At 70.4% G+C, this 21392-nt stretch carries 18 protein-coding genes and 1 pseudogene; 6 read left to right on the forward strand and 13 right to left on the reverse strand.

Annotation, left to right across the window (positions count from 1 at the left end; translation table 11 throughout):
* Positions 1-861: a MaoC/PaaZ C-terminal domain-containing protein gene (locus tag NJE57_RS08785; RefSeq protein ID WP_319028023.1), complete on the forward strand. Its 861-nt coding sequence runs from the start codon at positions 1-3 to the stop codon at positions 859-861.
* Between the two features lie 38 nt (positions 862-899).
* On the opposite strand, the gene NJE57_RS08790 is transcribed toward NJE57_RS08785, so the two are convergent.
* From NJE57_RS08790 to NJE57_RS08800, 3 genes are read right to left on the reverse strand one after another with little or no spacing between them, the layout of a single operon-like run.
* On the reverse strand, positions 900-1943 hold the full coding sequence (locus NJE57_RS08790; RefSeq protein WP_319028024.1) for an LLM class F420-dependent oxidoreductase: 1044 nt from the start codon (positions 1941-1943) through the stop codon (positions 900-902).
* A 10-nt stretch (positions 1944-1953) separates the two neighbouring features.
* The gene (locus tag NJE57_RS08795; protein WP_319028025.1) at positions 1954-2304 is read right to left on the reverse strand and encodes a hypothetical protein; all 351 of its coding nucleotides are present in this window, start codon (positions 2302-2304) and stop codon (positions 1954-1956) included.
* Entirely contained in the window at positions 2301-2594 is a 294-nt protein-coding gene (locus tag NJE57_RS08800) for a hypothetical protein (protein WP_319028026.1), read from the reverse strand. Before NJE57_RS08800 ends, NJE57_RS08795 begins: the two co-directional genes overlap by 4 nt.
* Positions 2595-2628: 34 nt before the next feature.
* Here NJE57_RS08800 and treS point away from each other — a divergent pair, with 34 nt between their 5' ends.
* Both treS and NJE57_RS08810 read left to right on the forward strand, forming a co-directional pair.
* Complete coding sequence (treS, locus tag NJE57_RS08805; RefSeq protein WP_319028027.1) at positions 2629-4431, forward strand: maltose alpha-D-glucosyltransferase; 1803 nt, start codon at positions 2629-2631, stop codon at positions 4429-4431.
* A complete protein-coding gene (locus NJE57_RS08810) occupies positions 4428-5810 on the forward strand; it encodes a maltokinase N-terminal cap-like domain-containing protein (protein ID WP_319028028.1) in 1383 nt (460 codons plus the stop codon). Before treS ends, NJE57_RS08810 begins: the two co-directional genes overlap by 4 nt.
* 8 nt (positions 5811-5818) lie before the next feature.
* Here the strand turns inward: NJE57_RS08810 and NJE57_RS08815 are convergent, their stop codons facing one another.
* Positions 5819-7468: an AMP-binding protein gene (locus tag NJE57_RS08815; RefSeq protein ID WP_319028029.1), complete on the reverse strand. Its 1650-nt coding sequence runs from the start codon at positions 7466-7468 to the stop codon at positions 5819-5821.
* A gap of 189 nt (positions 7469-7657) precedes the next feature.
* Between NJE57_RS08815 and NJE57_RS08820 the strand changes: the two genes are divergently transcribed.
* Positions 7658-8737, forward strand: a complete 1080-nt coding sequence (locus tag NJE57_RS08820) for an alpha/beta hydrolase (RefSeq protein WP_319028030.1) — start codon at positions 7658-7660, stop codon at positions 8735-8737.
* A 39-nt stretch (positions 8738-8776) separates the two neighbouring features.
* Here the strand turns inward: NJE57_RS08820 and NJE57_RS08825 are convergent, their stop codons facing one another.
* The 6 genes and pseudogenes from NJE57_RS08825 to NJE57_RS08850 form a co-directional block, all read right to left on the reverse strand.
* A complete protein-coding gene (locus tag NJE57_RS08825) occupies positions 8777-9964 on the reverse strand; it encodes a lipid-transfer protein (RefSeq protein ID WP_319028031.1) in 1188 nt (395 codons plus the stop codon).
* Positions 9964-10398 carry a MaoC family dehydratase gene (locus NJE57_RS08830; protein WP_319028032.1) on the reverse strand — a complete coding sequence of 145 codons (435 nt, stop codon included), beginning with the start codon at positions 10396-10398 and terminating at the stop codon, positions 9964-9966. The genes NJE57_RS08825 and NJE57_RS08830 overlap by 1 nt, the downstream gene beginning before the upstream one ends.
* Positions 10395-11459 (reverse strand): bifunctional MaoC family dehydratase N-terminal/OB-fold nucleic acid binding domain-containing protein, encoded by a 1065-nt coding sequence (locus NJE57_RS08835; protein WP_319028033.1) that lies wholly within the window; start codon positions 11457-11459, stop codon positions 10395-10397. Before NJE57_RS08835 ends, NJE57_RS08830 begins: the two co-directional genes overlap by 4 nt.
* A gap of 40 nt (positions 11460-11499) precedes the next feature.
* Positions 11500-12717: an acyl-CoA dehydrogenase family protein gene (locus tag NJE57_RS08840; RefSeq protein WP_319028242.1), complete on the reverse strand. Its 1218-nt coding sequence runs from the start codon at positions 12715-12717 to the stop codon at positions 11500-11502.
* A 75-nt stretch (positions 12718-12792) separates the two neighbouring features.
* Positions 12793-13923 (reverse strand): annotated as a pseudogene (locus tag NJE57_RS08845) (acyl-CoA dehydrogenase family protein); the annotation flags it as partial.
* A complete protein-coding gene (locus tag NJE57_RS08850) occupies positions 13892-16078 on the reverse strand; it encodes an acyl-CoA dehydrogenase (RefSeq protein WP_319028034.1) in 2187 nt (728 codons plus the stop codon). The pseudogene NJE57_RS08845 and the gene NJE57_RS08850, both read right to left, overlap by 32 nt.
* 169 nt (positions 16079-16247) lie before the next feature.
* On the opposite strand from NJE57_RS08850, the gene kstR reads away from it, so the two are divergent.
* Positions 16248-16976, forward strand: a complete 729-nt coding sequence (gene kstR / locus NJE57_RS08855; RefSeq protein ID WP_319028035.1) for a cholesterol catabolism transcriptional regulator KstR — start codon at positions 16248-16250, stop codon at positions 16974-16976.
* Between the two features lie 127 nt (positions 16977-17103).
* Here kstR and NJE57_RS08860 read toward each other — a convergent pair whose 3' ends face one another.
* Complete coding sequence (locus NJE57_RS08860) at positions 17104-18339, reverse strand: Glu/Leu/Phe/Val family dehydrogenase (RefSeq protein ID WP_319028036.1); 1236 nt, start codon at positions 18337-18339, stop codon at positions 17104-17106.
* Between the two features lie 149 nt (positions 18340-18488).
* Between NJE57_RS08860 and NJE57_RS08865 the strand changes: the two genes are divergently transcribed.
* Complete coding sequence (locus NJE57_RS08865; RefSeq protein ID WP_319028037.1) at positions 18489-19400, forward strand: LysR family transcriptional regulator; 912 nt, start codon at positions 18489-18491, stop codon at positions 19398-19400.
* Between the two features lie 10 nt (positions 19401-19410).
* Here the strand turns inward: NJE57_RS08865 and NJE57_RS08870 are convergent, their stop codons facing one another.
* Positions 19411-20271: a phytanoyl-CoA dioxygenase family protein gene (locus tag NJE57_RS08870; protein ID WP_319028038.1), complete on the reverse strand. Its 861-nt coding sequence runs from the start codon at positions 20269-20271 to the stop codon at positions 19411-19413.
* Positions 20272-20381: 110 nt separating this feature from the next.
* On the reverse strand, positions 20382-21371 hold the full coding sequence (locus NJE57_RS08875; RefSeq protein WP_319028039.1) for a D-2-hydroxyacid dehydrogenase: 990 nt from the start codon (positions 21369-21371) through the stop codon (positions 20382-20384).
* Positions 21372-21392 lie beyond the last annotated feature (21 nt).

Here is a 21392-nt window from a genome sequence, read left to right on the forward strand (position 1 = left end):
GTGCCGATAGACCTCTCGACCGCCCTGGGGGCCGAGCTCCCCTCCCAGGAGTTCTCCTGGACCGCCTCCGACGTGGCGCTCTACGCGCTCGGGGTGGGCGCGGCCGGCGATCCGATGGACACCGCCGGGCTCGCCTACGTGGACGACTCGCAGCCCAAGGTGCTGCCGTCGTTCGCCACCGTCGCCGCCACGATGAACGTCACCGAGGCGCCGCGGGTGTCCTTCCCCGGCGTCGAGATCGACCTGGCCAAGGTCGTGCACGGCAGCCAGTCCGTCGAGCTGCACCGCCCCATCCCCGCGGACGGCACCGCCGTCACCACCACCCGGATCGCGGAGATCCAGGACAAGGGCTCGGCCGCGGTGATCATCCAGGAGTCCGAGACCGTCTCCGCCGAGGGCGAGAAGCTGTGGACCTCGCGGTCCGGGATCTTCGCCAAGGGTGAGGGCGGCTTCGGCGGCGAGCGCGGGACGTCCGAGAAGGTCGAGTACCCCGAGCGCGAGGCCGACCACACCATCGAGGTCGCGAGCCTGCCGCAACAGGCCCTGATCTACCGCCTGTGCGGTGACCGCAACCCGCTGCACTCCGATCCCGCGTTCGCCGAGGCCGCCGGGTTCCCGCGGCCCATCCTCCACGGGCTGTGCTCGTACGGCATGGTGCTGCGCGCGGTCGTCGACGAGGTCCTGGACGGCGACGTCGAGCGGGTGCGCGGCTACGGGGTGACGTTCGGTGGCGTCTTCTTCCCCGGTGAGACCATGCGTATCCGGGTGTGGGAAGACGGCTCGCGCCTGCTCGTGGCAGCCACGTCCGCCGACCGCGACGACGCCCCCGTGCTCAAGAACGTGGTGGTCACGCTCGCCTGACCCGTCAGTCCGGGGAGTCCGTCAGCGCGGGGGTTAGATCAACACAGCGCGCGGAACTGCTCCACGAGGCGGACACGGCCGGGCGCGTCCATCGCCATCGGGGTCACGGTCAGGGTCGTGGCACCGGCCTCGCGGAACGCCTCGACCCGCTCGGCCACGTACGACTCGGGGCCGATCAGCGAGACCGACCGCACCAGCTCGTCGGGCACGGCCGCGGTGGCCTCGTCCTTCTTGCCGTCCAGATACAGGTCCTGGATGCGGGCGGCCTCGGCTTCGTAGCCGTAGCGGCAGGCCAGCTCGTTGTAGAAGTTCTTGCCCCGCGCGCCCATGCCACCGATGTAGAGGGCGAGGTGCGGGCGCACGAAGTCCAGGTAGCCCGGAACCTCGTCCTCCTCGCAGATCGCCAACGCGGGCCCGGCGTAGACCTCGAGCTCGCCCAGCGACGGATCACGCTTCTCGCGGCCCTTGGCCAGTGCGTCGCCCCACGCCAAGTCCGCCTTCTCGGGGTGGAAGAACAACGGCTGCCACCCGTCGGCGATCTCGGCCGCGAGCTGCACGTTCTTCGGCCCCAGCGCGGCCAGCACGATCGGGATGGTCGACCGGACCGGGTGGTTGATGAGCTTGAGCGGCTTGCCCAGCCCCGTGCCCTGGTCGGCGGGCAGCGGGATCTGGTACTTGGCCCCGTCGTGCACGAGCTTCTCCCGGCGCCACACCTTGCGGCAGATCTCGATGATCTCGCGCGTGCGGGCCAGCGGCGCGTCGTATTTCACGCCGTGGAAGCCCTCGACCACCTGCGGCCCGGAGGCACCGAGCCCCAGGGTGAAACGCCCGTCGGAGACGTAGTCCAGGCCCGCCGCCGTCATCGCGGTGAGCGTGGGCGTACGGGTGTAGATCTGCAGGATTCCCGACGCCAGCTCCATGGTGGACGTCCTGGCCGCGAGGTAGCCGAGTTGGCTCACCGCGTCGAACGAGTAGGCCTCGGGGACGAACGCGATGTCCAACCCCGCCCGCTCGAGGTCCGCGGCCTCGGCCGCCGTCTCGGCGAACCCGCCGCTGTAGTTGAGTGCCATCCCGATACGCATGGGCGCGACATTACCGGGGGGCCCCGGTCCCTCCTCCGCGGACCACCGCGTCGACCGCGCCGCCGGCCCGGACGAAGACCCCGACGCGCCTGCGCAGCGGGGAGTCGGTGCGCTCGTAACCCAGGAACCTGAACCCCGCGCCCGAGGCGACCTCCATGACGGTGTGCTCGGGCAGGTCGACGTCCGCGGTGGGGACGACGACGAGGTCGGCGGACCCCAGCATCCGCGCCAGTCGCAGTCGGCGCGCCTGTTCGTCCCCCCGGCGGCGCAGCGCCCGGCGCACGACCACCACGGACAGGGCCACCAGCCACGCGGCGAGCGGCACCAGTGCTACGACCACGAGCGCCCAGCCGGGGCTCACCGCACACCCTCCCCGGACGAGCGCGTGAACCGCACGGGATCGGTCCACGGCCCGCGCGGGACCAGCGACCGCGTTCCGCCCACGGGCTCCAGTCCCCTGCTCCGGGCCGCGGCGAGGATGACCGTCCGGGGCAATCGCAGGTCCCACGGGCGCACGACCACCTCGTCGTCGTCGCCGTCCAACAGCGCCGCCAGCGCGAGGGCACGCCGGCCGTGACGGTCCCGGTACGACCGCGCGGGATTCAGGCGCCCCAGGTCGCGCAGGCGCGCCATCGACTGGAATTTCCGCATGCAACGGATCGTACGGGGCCGTAGGCTCGCCCCCATGGCACCGACGTCGCGCCACCAGGCCGATCTCCACCCGTCCGATCCCCGCCCAGCCGAACCCGAGCTCACCGACGACGGGCACGTGATCGAGCCCAGCGCCGACGACTACCGCCACGCGTCCGAGCTCGAGATCGACCGGGAATGGTACAAGTCGGCCGTCTTCTACGAGGTACTGGTCAGGGCGTTCAACGACTCGGACGGCAACGGGACCGGCGACCTGCGCGGACTCACGGAGAAGCTGGACTACCTGGAGTGGCTGGGGGTCGACTGCCTGTGGCTGCCGCCGTTCTATGATTCGCCGCTGCGCGATGGCGGCTACGACATCCGCGACTTCCGGACGGTGCTCCCCGAGTTCGGCACCGTCGACGACTTCGTGGAGTTCCTCGACCAGGCCCACAAGCGCGGCATGCGCGTGATCACCGACCTGGTCATGAACCACACCTCCGACACCCACGCCTGGTTCACCGAGTCCCGGTCCGACCCGACCGGCCCGTACGGCGACTACTACGTGTGGTCCGACGACGACACCCGGTACCCGGACGCCCGCATCATCTTCGTCGACACCGAGTCCTCCAACTGGACCTACGACCCGGTCCGCGGGCAGTTCTACTGGCACCGCTTCTTCTCCCACCAACCCGACCTCAACTACGACAACCCCGAGGTCCAGGACGCCATGATCGACGTCCTGCGCTTCTGGTTGGACCTGGGGATCGACGGGTTCCGCCTGGACGCCGTGCCGTATCTGTTCGAGCGCGACGGCACCAACTGCGAGAACCTGCCCGAGACCCACGAGTTCCTGCGTAAGTGCCGCGCGGTGGTCGAGGAGGAGTACCCCGGGCGCGTGCTGCTGGCCGAGGCCAACCAGTGGCCCGAGGACGTGGTGGACTACTACGGCGAGCCCGAGGTGGGCGACGAGTGCCACATGGCGTTCCACTTCCCGCTCATGCCGCGGATCTTCATGGCCGTGCGTCGGCAGTCCCGCTTCCCCGTCACCGAGATCCTGGCCCACACCCCCGACATCCCGTCGTCGGCCCAGTGGGCGATCTTCCTGCGCAACCACGACGAGCTGACGCTCGAGATGGTCACCGACGAGGAACGCGACTACATGTACGCGGAGTACGCCAAGGACCCGCGGATGAAGGCCAACATCGGCATCCGCCGGCGCCTGGCCCCGCTGCTCGACGGTGACACCAACCAACTCGAGTTGTTCTCCGCGCTGCTGCTGAGCCTGCCCGGATCGCCGATGCTGTACTACGGCGACGAGATAGGGATGGGTGACAACATCTGGTTGGGCGACCGCGACGCCGTGCGCACGCCCATGCAGTGGAGCCCCGACCGCAACGCGGGATTCTCCCGGTGCGACCCCGGCAAGCTGTACCTCCCGGTGATCATGGACCCGCAGTACGGCTACCAGGGCGTCAACGTGGAGGCCCAGCTCAACTCCAGCGCGAGCCTGCTGCACTGGACCAGGCGGATGATCCACGTGCGCAAGAGTCACCCCGCGTTCGGCCGCGGCGAGTTCACCGACCTCGGCGGGTCCAACCCGTCCATCCTGTCCTACCTGCGCCGCCTCGAGTCCGCCGACGGGGGCGAGCCGGACCTCATCCTGTGCGTCAACAACCTGTCCCGGTTCCCCCAGGCCGTGCGCCTGGACCTGGCCGAGTTCGCCGGCCGCCAGCCCGTGGAGCTCACCGGCGGCGTGCCGTTCCCCGGGGTCGACGCCGATCCGTACCAGCTCACCCTGCCCGGGTACGGCTTCTACTGGCTCGAGCTGCGCAGCCCCACGGAGGGACCGTCATGACCGACACCGGCGCAGGCATCACCCCGGTCGACGACGCGACCCTGACCCGTCTGCTGACGGACTGGTTGCCCGAGCAACGGTGGTTCTCCGGCAAGGGGTCGGTGCTGACCGGGGTGCGGATCTCCCGCCGGGCCGTCCTGTTGGACGAGTCCGGGGTGCTGGTCGAGCACCTGCTGGTGGACGTCCTGGTCGACGACCGACCCCAGCGCTACCAGGTGCCGATCGCCACCGCTGCCGAACTCCCGGGCGACCGGCGGGCACACCCGCTGACCCCCGAGGGCACCTCGCCCGTCGTCTACGACGGGCTCCGCGACCCGCGCGGCACCGAGTCCCTGCTCGCCCATCTGACCGCGCAGGACGAGGTGGGCGGCCTGCGGTTCCGGCGCGTACCCGACACCGCACTCCCGGAACCCACGTGGGGCCGGTTGCTGGAGGGCGAGCAGTCCAACTCGTCGCTGGTGTTCGGCGACGACCTCATGGTCAAGGTGTTCCGCCTGGTGCAGCCGGGCCTGAACCCGGACGTGGAGCTCCACGCCGCGCTGGCCGACCGGGGGTGTCCGGCCGTCGCGCCGCTGCGGGGCTGGGTTGAACTGGATGACGACGACGATGCCGGTCCCACAACGTTGGCCATGGCCCAGGAGTTCCTCGCGGGCGCCGCGGACGGGTGGGCGATGGCCACGGCGAGCGTGCGGGACCTGTTCGCGGAGGCCGACCTGCTGGCCGAGGAGGTGGGCACCGACTTCGCCGACGAGGCCCATCGGCTGGGCGCCGCAGTGGCGCGGGTCCACGACGACCTCGCGGCCGCGACCGGAACCTCCACCCGGCCCGGCGGCGAGATCGTGGCGGCCATGCGGGCGCGTCTCGACGCGGCGGTGGCCGAGGTCCCCGAGCTCGGCGGGTTCGTCGACGCGGCCCGCGCCGTGTTCGACGAGGTCGCCGGTTCCGGCCCGGTGCCGGTCCACCGCGTCCACGGCGACCTGCACCTGGGCCAGACACTCCGCACCCCGGACCGCTGGATCATCATCGACTTCGAGGGCGAACCGGCGGCCCCCCTGGCCGAGCGACGGGTGCCGGACTCGCCCGCCCGCGACGTGGCGGGGATCCTGCGCAGCCTCGACTACGCCGCCCAGCACACGCTGGTCGGGGTCACCGACCGGCAGCTGCGGTTCCGGGCGCGGGAGTGGTGTGACCGCAACGTCGACGCCTTCTGCAGCGGCTACGCCGGGGTCAGTGACTCCGACCCGAGGGAGACCGGAGCTCTGCTGCGGGCCTACACCCTGGACAAGGCCCTCTACGAGGTCATGTACGAGTCGCGCAACCGGCCCAGCTGGATCGGGGTCCCGCTGGGCGCGGTCGAGCGGATCCTCGCGACGGACTAGCCCCGGCGTCAGCTCGCCGGCAGCTGGTCCTTGGCCCACTTGTAGTCGGCCTTGCCCGCCGGCGAGCGGCGGATCTCGGGCACGTCCACGATCACCTTGGGCACCTTGTAGTTGGCCAGCGACTCGCGCAGGAACGCCGTGAGCTCGTCGGATTCGGCCGACTGTCCCTCGCGGAACGACACGACCGCGGCGACCTTCTGCCCGTACCGGGGGTCCGGGGCACCAGCGACCAGCGCGTCGTGAACGGCCGGGTGGGCCTTGAGCGCCTGCTCGACCTCCTCGGGGAACACCTTCTCCCCGCCGGTGTTGATGCACCCCGAGCCGCGACCGAGGAAGACGATGGTGCCGTCCTCACGGATCTGCCCCATGTCACCGAGGACGGACACCCGCTGGCCGTCGACCTCGGGGAAGGTCCTGGCGGTCTTCTCCGGGTCGTTCCAGTAGCCGACCGGGACGTGGCCGCGGCGGACAATGTAGCCGATCTCGTCCGAACCGGGCGGGACCGGGTTGTTCGACTCATCGATGACACCGAGCCGGGCACTGGCGGGGATCGTCATCTCGCCTGCCTCGTTCATGCCCAGCTCCCCGTCGTTCCCCGACTCCGACGCACCGAAGTTGTCGCGGACGATGACGTTGGGGAACACCTCGATCAGCCGCTCGCGTGAGGACTTGGACCAGATGCCGCCCCCGGAGGCGACCATGAACAACGAGCTGAAGTCCATCGTCTCCGAGGCGGCGATCAGCTCGTCAGTGATGGGGACCGCCATGCCGTCGCCGACGAACATCAGGATCGCGGCCTTGTTCTCGGCGGTGGCGCGGACGATCTCACCGGCGTCGAAGTCGCGGAACATGATCAGGTGTCCACCGAGATTGACGAAGGTCAGCAGCGTGAACAGACCTGCACCGTGCATGAGCGGCGCCGAGACGACGACCTTCAGGCCACCGTCGGGCGAGACGTTATCGGCGACCTCCTGCGGGCTGTGGCGCTTGTCCCCGTACGGGTTGCCGCCGGACAGGCACGCGTAGTAATAGTCCGACATGTGCCACTGCACGCCCTTGGGGAAGCCCGTGGTGCCGCCGGTGTAGACGATCCAGTGGTCGTCCCCGCGAGCGGGCTCGAAGTCACGCTCGGCGGACTGCGTCGGCCACTCCGTGTCGACGTCGACGACCTCGATCCCCTTGTCGGCACACGCGGTCGCCAGCACCTCGGACACCCCGCCGACCGCCAACACGGTCCGTACGGTCTCCAGGCGGGGCACCGCTGCCGCCATGGTCTCCGCGAACTCCCCGTCCACCAGGACGGCCACCGACTGCGAGTCGTTGAAGAGGTAGACCAACTCCGCCGGGGTGTAGCGGTAGTTGACGTTGATGCCGGCGACCCGGATCTTCATGCAGCCGATGATCGCCGTCATGTGTTCGAGGCTGTTCTTCATGTACAGCGCGATGTGCGTGCGCGGCTCGACGCCGTGCGCCCGGAGCAGGTGGCCCATCCGGTTGGCCAGCTCATCGATCTGACGGTAGGAGTACTCCGCCCCGTCTATGGTGAGCAACAAGTTGTCCGGGATCTTGTCCGCGACGGCCTCGAACACGGAGGCCTCGTTCATCTCCGGGTTGGTTCCGGCCAGCGGATCGGCGAGTTGGTCGGGGGCATCAGTCATGGCAGATTCCTTCGCACGGAGGGGGCTTAATTGTGGCGGTCCTCACATTGTGACCTGAACTTGTTCTCATGTCCAGACGGCAAGCTGACCTGCTCTAACTCTAGATTACTGCAACAGGTTACAGAACCAAATCGGCCGCCTGAGCCGAATCGGTGTGCTCCGGGCCCTGGGACGGCCTACATTTTGGACATGAGTTCACGGCGGCCACCGCGACGACGCGCGCCCTACGACGGGGGCCTGATGCTGCCCCACGCCACCCGGTCGGGCAGCGTTCCCGTCGACGGCCGCCGATCCGCCGCCCCCGAGGCGGACCGGCCGTCCGCCCGGACCCCGGCCCTGACGGGTCCCGGGGAACACGGGACCCTCCGGTCCCGCGGCCTCGCCGGTGGACTGCGGATGTTCGTCCGTCCGGCCCTCGACAAGATGCCGGCGACCGACGTCTCCCTCGGACGCCTGCGGGCGCTGACCTCGGGAGCCGGTCGTGCGGCGGCCCTCGAGACCACCAACGACTGGTCCTCGGACGGCCCCGTGCCAGGGCTGTGGGTGGGGCGCAAGCGGTTCTTCCACTCGGACAAGGTGATCTTCCACATCCACGGCGGCGGGTTCACGTTCGGATCCCCCTGGTCGCACAAGGCGCTCGCCTCGCGGATCGCCAGCGAGACCGGTGTGCCGGTCTTCCTGCCCGACTACCGGCTCGCACCGGAGCACCCGCACCCCGCGGCCACGGAGGACACCCTCGCCGGCTGGGAGTGGCTGCTGAGCATGGGTTTCCGCGCCGAGGACATCGTGGTGGCCGGCGACTCCGCCGGCGGGAACCTCGCCCTCCAACTCGTGGCGGCCCTGGACAGGGACAACGCCCCGATGCCGGCGGGGGTCGTCCTGCTCTCGCCGTGGGTGGACCTGGACTTCACGGACATGACCGCACGGGACCGGGCCCGCAAGGACCCGTTCCTCGCGGTGGGGCTGGCCGAACTCTGTCGCTCGCAGTACGCACCGGGCGTGGACCCGGACGACCCGGCAATCTCGCCGATCAAGTACGTGCCCTCCCCCGACTGGCCTCCGTTCCTCATCCAGTGCGGCGGAGAGGAGATCTTCAGCGGGGGGATCGAGCAACTGGCCGAGCGCTTCGCCGAACACGGTGTCCGGCACGAGTTCCAACTGTGGCCACACCAGTTCCACGTGTTCCAGGTGTTCCACCCCCTCGTGCCGGAGGCCAAGCTCGCGGTCCGCGACATCGGCTCGTTCGTCCGCGGGTGCCTGCGCGACTGAACCCGGCCGTGCGCGGCCGCGGCGGTGGGATCGGAACGGTCAGACCGTGAGCACCAGACCCGACGTGGGCACCCCGGTCCCCGCGGTCACGACCAGTTTCTCGGCACCCGGCACCTGGTTCACCGAGTCGCCCCGCAGCTGCCGTACGCCCTCGGCGATGCCGTTCATCCCGTGGATGTAGGCCTCACCCAGCTGCCCGCCGTGGGTGTTCAGCGGTAGCCGCCCGCCCACCTCCAGCGCACCGGGTTCACGGACCAGGTCCTTGGCCTCTCCCCGACCGCAGAAGCCCAGCTCCTCCAGCTGCATGAGGACATACGGCGTGAAGTGGTCGTAGAGCACCGCCATGTCCATGTCCCCGGGACGCAGGCCCGACTGGGCCCAGAGCTGATCGCCGACGATGCCCATCTCCGGCAGTCCCGCGAGCTCCGGGCGGTAGTACGAGGTCATGATGTACTGGTCCGGCCCCGAGCCCGACGCGGCCGCGGCGATCGACACCGGCCGGTGCGGGAGGTCCCTGGCCCGCTCGGGCGTGGTCACCACGATCGCCTGGCCGCCGTCGGACTCCTGGCAGCAGTCCAGCAGGTGCAGCGGCTCGGCGATGTAGCGCGAGTTCTGGTGGTCGTCCAACGTGATCGGCTTGCCGTGGAAGAAGGCCGCGGGGTTGACGGCGGCGTGCTTGCGGTCCACCACCGCGACCCGCCCGAAGTCCTCGCTGGTGGCGCCGTACTCGTGCATGTAGCGCTGCGCGACCATGGCCACGAACCCGGCGGGGGTCGACAACCCGTGCGGGTAGGAGAACGCGTTGTCCGTTCCGGAGGAGTTGACCTGCTGGACCAGCGCGGAGTTGACCTGACCGAATCGCATCCCGGACCGCTCGTTGAACGCCCGGTAGCAGACCACGACCTCGGCGACGCCCGTCGCCACGGCCATCGCGGCCTGCTGCACCGTGGCGCACGCAGCACCGCCGCCGTAGTGGATGCGGGAGAAGAAGTTCAGCGACCCGATGCCGGCGGCCCGGGCCACCGCGATCTCGGTGTTGGTGTCCATCGTGAAGGACACCAGTCCGTCGACGTCCGACGGTTGCAGCCCGGCGTCGGCCACGGCGGCCCGGACGGCCTCCGCGGCCAGGCGAAGCTCCGACCGACCGGAGTCCTTCGAGAAGTCGGTGGCGCCGATGCCGACGATCGCCGCCCGGTCTGACAGTGACGCAGTTGCCAGAGAGCCCATCAGGCCGCTCCTCCGTCCATGTAGAGGGTGGCCGTCGAGGTGACGTGCGCGCCCAGCGAGTCGGTGCCGACGATCTTCAGCGTGACCAGCCCGTCGCCCGAGATCTCCGTGACCTCCCCGGTCAGGGTCAGGGTGTCGTAGGCGTACCAGGGGACCCCGAGGCGGAGCTTGATCGAGGTGATCCGGGCGCGCTGGCCCGCCCAGTCGGTGACGAACCGCTGCACCAGGCCGGTGTCGGTGAGGATGTTGACGAAGATGTCCTTCGAGCCCTTGGCGTGGGCCAGGTCGCGGTCGTGGTGCACGTCCTGGAAGTCACGCGTGGCCAGGGCCGAGGCCACGATGAACGTCGGCGTCCCCTCGATCGCCAGCTCCGGGAGCCGGTCCCCCACCGTCACGGACGGCGGCGTCTCCGGGCAGATCACACGGTCGCTCACTTCGAGCCCTCCTCATCGGTGGTGGCGGGTCGCCACGCGTAGAGCGTCCACGGTTCGGTGCCGAAGGCCGCGTCCTCGCCGGGCTCGCCGGGCATGTCCAGGAACTCGGACTGAACCGGCATCCCGATCGACACCTCGGCCGGGTCGACGTCGCGCAACTCGCCGAGCATGCGCACGCCCTCCTCCAACTCGACCAGCGCGATGACGAACGGGAACCGGGTGCGACCGGGCACGCGCGGGGCGTGATGGGTGACGAAGCTGAACACCGTGCCGCGCCCCGAGGACACGACGTAGTCGGTCTGCTCGGTCTTGTCCTTCCACAGCGCCGGTACCGGCGGGTGCTGGAGCGAACCGTCCTCGAGTCTCTGGATCCGCAGCTCGTGGGCGCGGACCCCGTCCCAGAAGAACCTCGTGTCCTGGGAGACCGACGGGCGCAGGACCTTCCCCACCACGAGGTCGTCGGTCGGCGATCCGGAGCTGGACACGATCGCGCCTGCGGCCTCCTCGGTCGACGGCTCGGCCTTCGTCGCGGGCGGACGGAACTTGAGGATCCGGAAGTCCATCTCGGCCACGACCTCGTCGCCGACCCGCCAGTAGTTGCGGGTGGTGAAGAACCAGCCCTCCCCCAGACCAGTGGTCTTGGGCCCCACGACGTCGGTGAGGACCGAGGAGATGGTGACCTCTTCACCCGGTCGCGTGTAGCGGTGGTAGGTCGAGTCGCAGTTGGTGGCCACCACGGAGGTGAATCCCTCGGCATCGAGGATGTCCGTCATCCGGCCCAACGGGTCGTCGGACTCCCGGGTCCTGCCCAGGCCGCGCATGGTCCACACCTGGGCCATGGCCGGCGGAGCGACCAGACCCTCGTGGCCGGCCTCACGGGCGGCCTCCTCGGACTCGTAGACCGGGTTGACGTCCCCGATCGCCTCGGTCCAGTTGCGGATCATGGGCAGGTTGATCGGATCGCGACCCGCCCGGCGGGAACTGCCCCCGGAATCCCGCACCTCGTCGGCGGCGGCGAGGATGCGGCCGGCTCGCTCGTTGGTCACCGTGTCGTCACTCATGTATGCCTCACTTCGTTCGTGCGGGGTCAGCGGGCCGGGTCTAGCGAGCCGTGCGGGGCATGCCGAGGCCACCCATGCAGGTCAGTTCGCGCATGACCTCGTTGACGCCACCACCGAAGGTGATCACGACGTTGCGCTTGTTCATCATGTCGAACCACCGCTGCAGCTTCGCCGTGTCGGGGTCGGTGGGGTCGCCGAAGCGGCCGAGCAGTTCCTCGACGATCCGGCCGACGTGCTGGATCTTCTCGGTGGAGAACACCTTGGACGCCGCGGAGTCGCCCATGGACGGGTTGTCGCCCGTCGAGGAGACCTGCCAGTTGAGCAGCTCGTTGAGCCGGACGGTCGCGAAGATCTCGGCCAGACCCCGCCGGACCTCGGGGCGGTCCAGGTGGCGGATGCCGTCGGCGCCGGTACCCCGGGCCCAGTCGGCCAGCCCGTCGTAGTAGCCGCCCGGTCGACCGGACGGGGCCAGCATGACCCGCTCGTGGTTGAGCTGGGTGGTGAGCATCTTCCAGCCGCCGTCGACCTCGCCCACGACCATGTCCGCGGGGACGCGCACGTCCGAGTAGTAGGTGGCGTTGACGTGGTGGGCGCCGTCGCAGGTGATGATCGGCGTGAACGAGAAACCGGGGTCGGAGGCGTCGACGATGAAGATGGTCAGACCGCGGTGGCGCGAGTCGGGGGTCCCCGTCCGGGCCGCCAGCCAGATGTAGTCGGCGTGGTGCCCGCCGGTGGTCCACATCTTCTGTCCGTTGATGATCCAGTCCCCGGTCGCCTCGTCCTTCCTGGCCGTGGTCCGCAGCGCCGCCAGATCGGTGCCGGCGTCGGGCTCGGAGTAGCCGATCGCGAAATGCAGGGTGCCCTCCAGGATGCCGGGGAGGAACTTCTCCTTCTGCTTCTCCGAGCCGTACTTCTGCAGGGTCGGTCCCACGGTCTGGAGCGTGACCGACGGCAAAGGGACATCGGCGCGCGTGGCCTCGTTGGTGAAGATCTGCTGCTCGATGTGGCCGAAGCCCTTGCCGCCGTACTCGGTGGGCCAGCCCACGCCCAGCCAGCCGTCGCGGCCCATGCGCTTGATGATCTCGGCGTAGGTGTCGCCGTGGCGGGTGGTGGCGATGTCCGCCGCCTCCTCGGGCGAGATGAGGGTGGAGAAGTACTCGCGGAGCTCGGCCTGCAGCGCCCGTTGCTCGGGAGTGAGGTCGATGAACGTCCCCTCCGGTGCCGCGCCCGCGTCGGCGTCGGTGGAGGCGGGCGCCACGTGCTCGACGGGGTCGGCGGCCACGGCGGACGCTAGCCCGTCCAGGTGCAACTGCGCACCACCGACGAACCGGGCCAGGTCCTTGACGGCCGAGGAGTACCTGAACATCGGGTACGTGATGTCCACTCCGACGCCGCCGTGCAGGTGGTGCAGGATCTGGACCGCGCGCGGCCCCTCGGCGGCCAGCCAGTAGGCGCCGATCGTCGGGTCGGTGGAGTAGCGGTCCGCCGGGCCGGCGAGCCCCTCGGAGACGCGCCAGGCCACCGACTGCGCGATCACGTGCAGCGTACGCGAGACGATGTAGACGTCGGCCAGCTCCTGCTGGACCGCCTGGAACGCCCCGAGCGGCCTGCCGAACTGCTCCCTCTGCTTGAGGTAGTCCGCGGTCATGTCCAACGCGCCGGAGACCAGCCCGTCGCCGTGGGCGGTACAGGCGGTCAGGACGAGGCGTCGGAACTCGTCGAGGACGGCCCCGTCCTCCCGGCCGCGGAGCACCTCGTCGTCGTCCACCGGGGTGGCCTCGAACCGCATCGCGTACTCCGGGACGCCGAGCGACCCGAGGGTCGGGGTCAGGGTGACCCCGGGGGCGTCGGGGGCGACAACAACGAGGCCGAGGGCCCCTTCCGCCGTGGACACCGGCACCAGGACGGAACGGGCCTGGGCCGCGTAGCGGACCGAGGTGACGGTGCCGGTGATCGTCCCGCCGTCCAGGCGCACCGTGGGCTCGAGTGGTAGCGGACTGCCGGGCTCGGCCACGGCGGCGGTGAGGATGCGGCCGTCCTCGATCCCCTCGAGCAGCGCTTTCTGTTGGTCGGCGTTGCCGAGGGCGACGATCGGGAGGACGCCCAGCCCGAGGGTCTCCAGCACGGGGATCACGACGCCGGCCCTGCCGACCTCCTCGAGCACCACGGCGATGTCGGCCACCGAGAGATCGTCACCGCCGAGGGCCGCCGGCAGGCCCAGCGAGAGCAGCCCCGATCCGGCGAACGCCGACCACAGTCGCTCGTCGTATCCGGCGTCGTCGACGCCGCGGCTGGGCAGCGCCGTGAGCAACTCGTCGGCCGGGGCGGCCGTGGTGAGAGCGCCGGCTACCGCCTCGGCGACGGCCGCCTGGGTCTCGGTACGGGTGAAGTCCACGGGAATCAGTCCTGTTCGGTCCGGGGGTGGGAGGGGTTCAGTCGCGGGGAAGGCCGAGGATGCGTTCACCGACCACGTTGAGCAGCACCTGCTCGGTGCCGCCGGCAATGGACAGGCAGCGGACCATGAGGAACTTGCGGCCCTGCTCGGTGAACTCGACCCCGCCGGTGCCGGTGAGCTCGAGCCCGAACTCGGCGATGTCCTGGCGGTGTCGCACGCCCACGATCTTGCGGACGGACGACTCCGCGCCCGGGCCGGAGCCGGAGAGGGTCCGCAGGGCGGTGCGCAGGTCGAGCAGGCTCCCCACGACGCCGTCGGCGACGTGCTTGCCGAGCTCGTCCAGCACCAGGGCGTCGTCCTCCGCCCCCGCCGCGCGGATGAGGCCGACGATCTCCTCGGCGGCGTCGCCGAGCGAGGAGCCGCCGCCCATGGCCACGCGCTCGTTGGCCAGTGTGGTGCGGGCGATCTTCCAGCCGTCGTTCACCTGTCCGACCTGGAACTCGTCGGGGACGAACAGGTCCTCGAGGTAGACCTCGTTGAACAGCGCCTCACCGGTGATCTCGCGCAGCGGCCTGGTCCGGATCCCCTCTGACTTCATGTCCACGAGGAAGTAGGTGATGCCCTTGTGCTTGGGGGCGTCGGGGTCGGTCCGGGCCAGACACATGGCCCAGTCGGCCTCGCGGGCCAGCGAGGTCCACACCTTCTGGCCGTTGATCCTCCACCCGCCGTCGACCTTCTCCGCGGTCGCGCGCAGCGCGGCGAGATCGGAACCGGCGCCGGGCTCCGAGAACAGCTGACACCATTTGATCTCGCCGGCCATGGTGCCACGCACCAACAGATCGGCGTGCTCGGGCGCGGCCTGCAGGATGGTCGGCACGGCCCAGCCGCCGATGGTGATGTTGTGGCGGCTCACGCCCGCGGCCTCGAGCTCCTCGTCGATCAGGAGCTGCTCCGCGGGCGAGGCCCCGAGGCCCCACGGCTCGGGCAGGTGCGGCATGAACAGGCCGGTGTCGGCCAGGGCCTGTCTGCGCTCGTCCCCCTCGACGGCGGCCACCCTCGCGACCAGGGACCTGATCTCCTCGCGCCTGGCGTCGATCCCCTCGATCCCGGACAGGTCGATGTCGAGATGGCGGCGCTGTCCGGCCAGGGTCAGCTCGGCCAGGAGGCGTCGCCAGCGGGCGGAGCCGCCGATCGCCTGCCGCAGCGCACCGGCCCGCCGCATGTAGAAGTGGGCGTCGTGTTCGAAGGTGAAGCCGATGCCGCCGAGGATCTGGATGCAGTCCTGGGAGTTGCGCACGGCGTTGTCGAAGGCGAGCGCGCCCGCCACCGAGGCGGCGACGGGGAACTCGGAGGCGTCGGTGCCGAGGTCCTCGGCGGCGACCGCGGCGTCCCAGGCCAGTGCGCGGACCTGCTCGGTGCGGCAGAGCATGTCGGCCGCCAGGTGCTTGATGGACTGGAACGACCCGATCGTGCGGCCGAACTGCTCGCGGATCTTGGCGTACTCGACCGCCGTGGCCAGCGTGTAGTCGGCGACCCCGGCGGCCTCGGCGGCGGCAAGTGTCACGAAGAGCTGGTGGACACAGTCTGTGGTGATGCCGTCGAGGAACCTGTCGGGCGGGATCGAAGCGCCCTCCAGGGCCACGTGCCCGATGGAGGCCGACAGGTCGTACGGGGTCGCGGGGGTCACCGTGAGACCCTCGGTGCTCCCGTCCAGGAGGGCCCACCGGGTCTGTCCGTCCACCTCGACGGGCAGGAGGATCGCGCCGTCGGCGGTTCCGCCGTAGGCGATACCCGGGTCACCGGTCACGGTGCTCGACCCCGCACCGTCCGAGACGTCGAGGATGGCCACCCCGTAGCCCAGGCACACGCCCACGGGAAGCCCGCCCTCGGCGATGGTCTCGCCCAGTGCGGAGGCGACGGCGCCACCGGCCCGGGACACCAGGACGCCGGCGAGTGCGGTCGACAGCACCGGGCCCGGAGCCATCCGGGCGGCGGCCTCCTCCAGCATGCAGGCCAGGTCGACGATCTCCGCGCCGGCTCCCCCGTGTTCCTCGGCGACGGCCACGCCGAAAATCCCCAGTTCGGCCAACTGCGCCCAATGTGCCTTCCATGCGTCGGGTTCCGTCTCCTGTGCGCGTACTGTGTCCACGGGATCGACGGACTTCGCCCAGGACTTGATCGAGTTCTGGATCTCGGTCTGATCCGGGGTGGTGGCGATACTCACGGTGGCTCCTCGGCGCGGGTGGGGTTCGTGCCGGTGCGGGTCCTCCGGGACCCACACCCCCGCCCATAATAGAACGTGTTCTAACAAGTGTGTTCTAGAATGCACCAGCAGGACTTGATCACCGCACCCGGCCCCCGTCGGCCGCTCGCCAGCCCAGGAGGCTCGCCTCATGACCAACAGCTCGACCGAGACCGGTTCCGGTCCTGCCGTGTCTGAACCCGCGCCCCGCGGTGACGAGCCCACCACCTCCTCGCAGCGGGAGCGTCGTCGCCGGATCCTCGACGCCACGCTGGCGCTGGCCGCCAAGGGCGGGTACGAGGCGGTGCAGATGCGTGCCGTCGCCGAGAAGGCCGAGGTCGCGGTGGGCACGCTGTACCGCTACTTCCCCTCCAAGGTCCACCTGTTGGTCTCGGCCCTGGCCCGCGAATTCCGCCGCCTGGACCAGCGCACCGAGCGCTCGGCTCCGCCCGGGGACACCGCACAGGAACGCATGAAGGTCGTGGTGGACATGATCACCAAGTCCATGCAGCGCGACCCCAACCTCACCGAGGCAATGACCCGGGCGTTCATGTTCGCCGACGCCTCCGTGGCCAACGAGGTCGAGGAGGTGGGCTTCTACATGGACCGGATCATCGCCCGCGCCATGGCCGATGGGGAGCCGGACGAGGTCCAGCTCTCGATCGCCCGCGTGGTCTCCGACGTGTGGATGTCGAACCTCGTCTCCTGGCTCACCAGGCGGTCGTCCGCCGCCGACGTCAACAGCCGGCTCGGCCTGACCATCGACCTCCTGCTGGGCACCGACGACTCACCCCGCCGGGCGCGCCTGCACACCGCCATCGGCAAGGGCAACGGGGATACCGAGGGGAACGCGGCAGCGGCAGCCGAGCCCGAGGCCTGAACACCCTCCGCCCCCGCCTGCCGCACACGCGCGCAACCACTGCAGCCGCACACGATATTTCCGTGTGCGGCTGCAGTGGCTACGCGCGCCTGCGATCGTCCTCAGGCGCGGTCGTCGAGTTCGGCGGTCAGGGCACCATGACCGTCGGGACCTCACGAACCAGGTTCGAGACGTCGGCCGCCCAGCGCACCGGGCCGTCCGCGGGGTTCCAGTCGGTGAGCAGGTCGGCGACTTTGCCCGTCATCTCGCGACTGAGCCGCAGGAACGAGGACTCGGGCTGGTCGTCGACCTCACCGAGGATCAGCCACCAGGCCCAGGCCACGGCCCCGGCGTTGGCCACGAAGTCCGGGAGGACGGCGATCCCGCGGGCGGTCAGGTCGAGTTCGGCGTCGATGGTCGTCGCGGCGTTGGCGGCCTCCACCACCACCGGAGCGGTGACGCGGGCGCAGTTCTCCGCCGTGATCGCGTACGAGACCGCGGCGGGGACCAGGACGTCGACGTCCATCCCGATGATCTCGTCCCGCGCGAGCAGCTGCACCCGGGCGGGCACGGCGTCGCGGTCGATCTCGCCGAAGCGGTCGCGGGTGGCCAGGAGCGCGGGGACGTCGAGTCCCGCCGGGTCGTAGAGCGTCCCGGCCGCGTCGGCCAGGGCGACCACGGTCAGCCCCGCCTCGTGCAGGTACCAGGCGGCGGCGCCACCCATGGTGCCCACTCCCTGGACCGCGACGGTGGTGCGTGCAAGGTCCCAGCCCCGCACGTACGCGGCGGCCAGGCAGGCCTGCGCCACCCCGTACCCGCCGATCACGTCGCCGAGCAGTCCGCCCGGGACCTCCGAGTTCAACCCGCGGAAGATGCGTGCCGCGGTCGCGGCCGGGTCATCCGCGCGCTCGAGCGCCGCGTGGTAGGACTGCCGCATCCCCAACGTGGCGAAGACCTCATCGATCAGGTGCTGCGGCACCCCCAGGTCCTCGGCCGTCACCCAGTGGCGGTCGAGGAACGGCCGCATGGCCTCGCAGAAGCGGGTCAGCACCTCGACGGCCCGGGGATCCTTGGGGTCGAAGTCGATCCCGCCCTTGGCGCCGCCCACCGGGAGGTCGAAGGCCGCGGTCTTGCGGGTCATGCCCCGGGCCAGATCCTCCACCTCGCCCAGGGTGCAGCCCGCCCGCATCCTGGTCCCCCCGGTGGCCAGGCCGCCGACGAGGGTGTCCACCACGAGATAGCCACGAGCCCCGGTGACATCGTCCTTCCAGTGCAACCGCAGGTAGGGCTCGCGGGTGGCGGACCCCGCGGAGTGGGGAGCCGGCACTGCCACCGGCACCGACCCGGTTGTCGCGGTCATACCCGGAATCTCGATGGATGTCATGGTGCTCGCCTCCTGAAACGTCTGTCCCGACTCTCCTGCGGGGTGACCCAAGCATGCGAGCGCACACGGGCTGCGGTCCAGCGCGAATCCGTGGAGTCGATCGTTCACTATTTCTGCACAGTTGCCGGTGGGCCCCTATTCTCGGGACCATGGAGCCGTCACTGCACCGACTCAGGTTGCTCCGCGAGCTGGAACGGCGAGGAACCGTCACCGCCGTCGCCGGAGCCCTGGACTACACGGTCTCCGCCGTCTCACAACAGCTCGCGCTACTCGAACGGGAGGCGGGGACCCCGCTGTTCGAGCGGCGCGGTCGACGGATCGCGCTCACCGAGGCCGGTCTGGTGTTGGTCGGGCACGCCGAGACGATCCTGGCGGCGGTGGAGGACGCCGGTCACGCGATGGAGGCGGCTCGGGCCGGGGTCGGCACCACTCTCACGGCAGGCGTGTGGGCGTCGGTCGCCTCGGCGCTGCTCCCGGCGGGGATCCGGGTTCTCGCCCGCGACCATCCGGGGATCGAGGTCCGCAGCCGCGAACTGGCACCGGAGGACACCACCGGCGCCGTCCGGGACGGTTCACTGGACCTGGCCTTCGTACTGGACTACTCCAGCTATCCGATGGCGCGTGTCCCCGAACTCACCCGGACACCCGTCGCCGTGGAATCACTGCACGTCGTGGCCCCCCGCGGGGTGATCGACGCCCGCGAGGTGGCGTTGGCCGACCTGGCCCGGCAACCCTGGGTGCTCGCCCACCCGCGCTCGCACTTCGGCCGGGCGGTCCGGATGGCGTGCCGGGAGGCGGGGTTCGAACCGCAGATGAGCCACGAGGCGGGCGAGCAGTCGACGGCTCTCGCGCTCGTCGCGGCCGGCCTCGGCGTGACCCTGGCGTCCGACCTGGGGTTGAGCACCTCACCCGCGGACGTGGACGTGCTGCCGCTGACCGATGCCCTCACCAGGACGGTCTCCATCGCCTACCGCGAGCGGGACGCCCGGCGTCGGCCGCTGCACGCCTTCGTCGAGGCGTTCACCGAGGCCGCGCTCGGGCTGGGGCTCGACGCCCCGTAGCCGCGCCGGCTCAGCGTTGCGCGAGGAAGTCGGGGCGCGGCGGGGTCCCGGCGAAGGGGCCGGTCAGCCCGTTCTCGACGCTGTTGAACACGATGAAGACGTTCGCCCTGGGCACCGGGCTGATGTTGCCGCCGGAGGCGTGCAGGGCGTTGCAGTCGAACATGGTCATCGACCCGGAGCCTCCGGTGAGGACGTCGAGTCCGTGGGAGCGGTACATCTCGGCGATGTGCTCCTCGGACGGTACGCCGACCCTCGGTGCGGTCGAGACGAGCGACTCTTTGTAGTAGTCCTCCGGCGTCTCGCCCGCGCACTGCACGAAGTACTTCTGAGTACCCGGCATGATCATCAGCGGCCCGTTGTAGATCTCGTTCCTGGTGAGCGCGAGGGAGGCGCTGCACGCGCGTGGACGGGGCATCCCGTCCTCGGCGTGCCAGGTCTCGAAGTCCGAGTGCCAGTAGAACGCGCCGCCGGCGAAACCGGGTTTGTAGTTCAGCCTGCTCTGGTGGATGTACACGTCCGTGCCCAGGATCTCACGGGCGAGGTCGATCGCGCCGGAGTGCTCGACGGCCTCCCACACCACCTCACTGAGGGTGTGGACGTCGAAGATGGAGCGGACCGCGTCGCTGCCGGCCTCGCGGATCACCCGGGGGTCCCCGGACATCGCGGGGTCCGCGCCGATGCGGTGCAGTTCCTCCAGGCAGGCGTCCACCCGCCCGTCGTCCAGCGCGTCCTCCCTCTGGACGTAGCCGCGCTCGGCGAACTCGAGGATCTCGGGGTCGTGGGAACGAGACCACACCACCGGGTCCGGTCGATCGATGATCCTCGGCATGTCGCTCACGCGTGTCACATAGTCATCAACGGCAATGGTCATTACGACTCCTTTCTCTCCTCAGCCTGAAAACCCCGGCTGACTCGGGAAAACGAGGTGTGCCGACCCTCGCGGCGCTGACCGTATCCGTGACCGTGACCACTGACAACCGGTCAGCCGCTGACGTATCCTCGACTTTTATCCACTGCCGGGCCGGGCTCACCGCCCGCCAGCCAGGTGCGCAGGTGGTCGCGGAACTGCTCCGAGAGGGTGCCCCGCCACCCCTCCACGTCGCCCGACATGTGTGGGCTGATGTGCGCGCCGTCCAGGGTCCACAGCGGGTCGCCGTCGGGAAGCGGTTCGACGTCGAGGACGTCCAGGTGCGCAGCGAGCCTGCCGGAGGCGATCTCCCGCGTGAGTGCACCCTGGTCCACGAGTTGCCCGCGCCCGACGTTGACCACGTGGGCACCGTCCGGCATTTCCGCCAACTCGGCGGCCCCGAGCATCCCCCGGGTGGCCTCGGTCAGCGGGGCCACCATGATCAGGTGGTCGACCTCGCCCAGGTGGTCGGCGAGGCGGGCCGAATCCAGGATGACGCCGAAGTCCTCGTCGTCGTCGCGCGGTCGACGTCCGGCCCCGCTCACGTCGAGCCCGACCGCCCGCAGTAGCCGCGCGGTGGCCCGGCCTATCCCGCCGGTCCCCACCACCAGGGCGCGACGACCGGCTACCCGGGTGGTCTCGCGGTGCCGCCACTGTCCTGCGCGCCGCAGCGCCTCCGTCTCGTGCAGGCGCTTGTCGTGGGCCAGGACGCAGGCCAGCACGTATTCCGCGATCGGCCCGTCGAACACCCCGCGGGCGTTGGTGACCAGCACGTCCGAGTCCCGCAGCCCGTCGAACAGGAGCTTGTCCACCCCGGCGGCGGCCACGTGGACCCACCGCAACGAGTCCGCGGCGTGCCAGGCGTCGGCCAGGGCGCCGGAGAAGATGTCCCACACCAGCAGCACCTCGGCTCCCGGCAATGCCCCGGCGAGGGTGTCCGCCGTGCACTCGCGCACGTCGGCGAGCTCGCGGACCTCGTCGAGCGAGGAGGGCGGGGCGACCCCGTCGGCGGTGAGGAGCACGACGGTGGGTCGGGCGCCCGGGTCCCGGTGGGTCTGCGTCATGGGGACACGGTAGCGCTCGGG

The organism is Dietzia sp. PP-33 (genome assembly GCF_033790845.1).
Taxonomy (GTDB): Bacteria; Actinomycetota; Actinomycetes; order Mycobacteriales; family Mycobacteriaceae; genus Dietzia.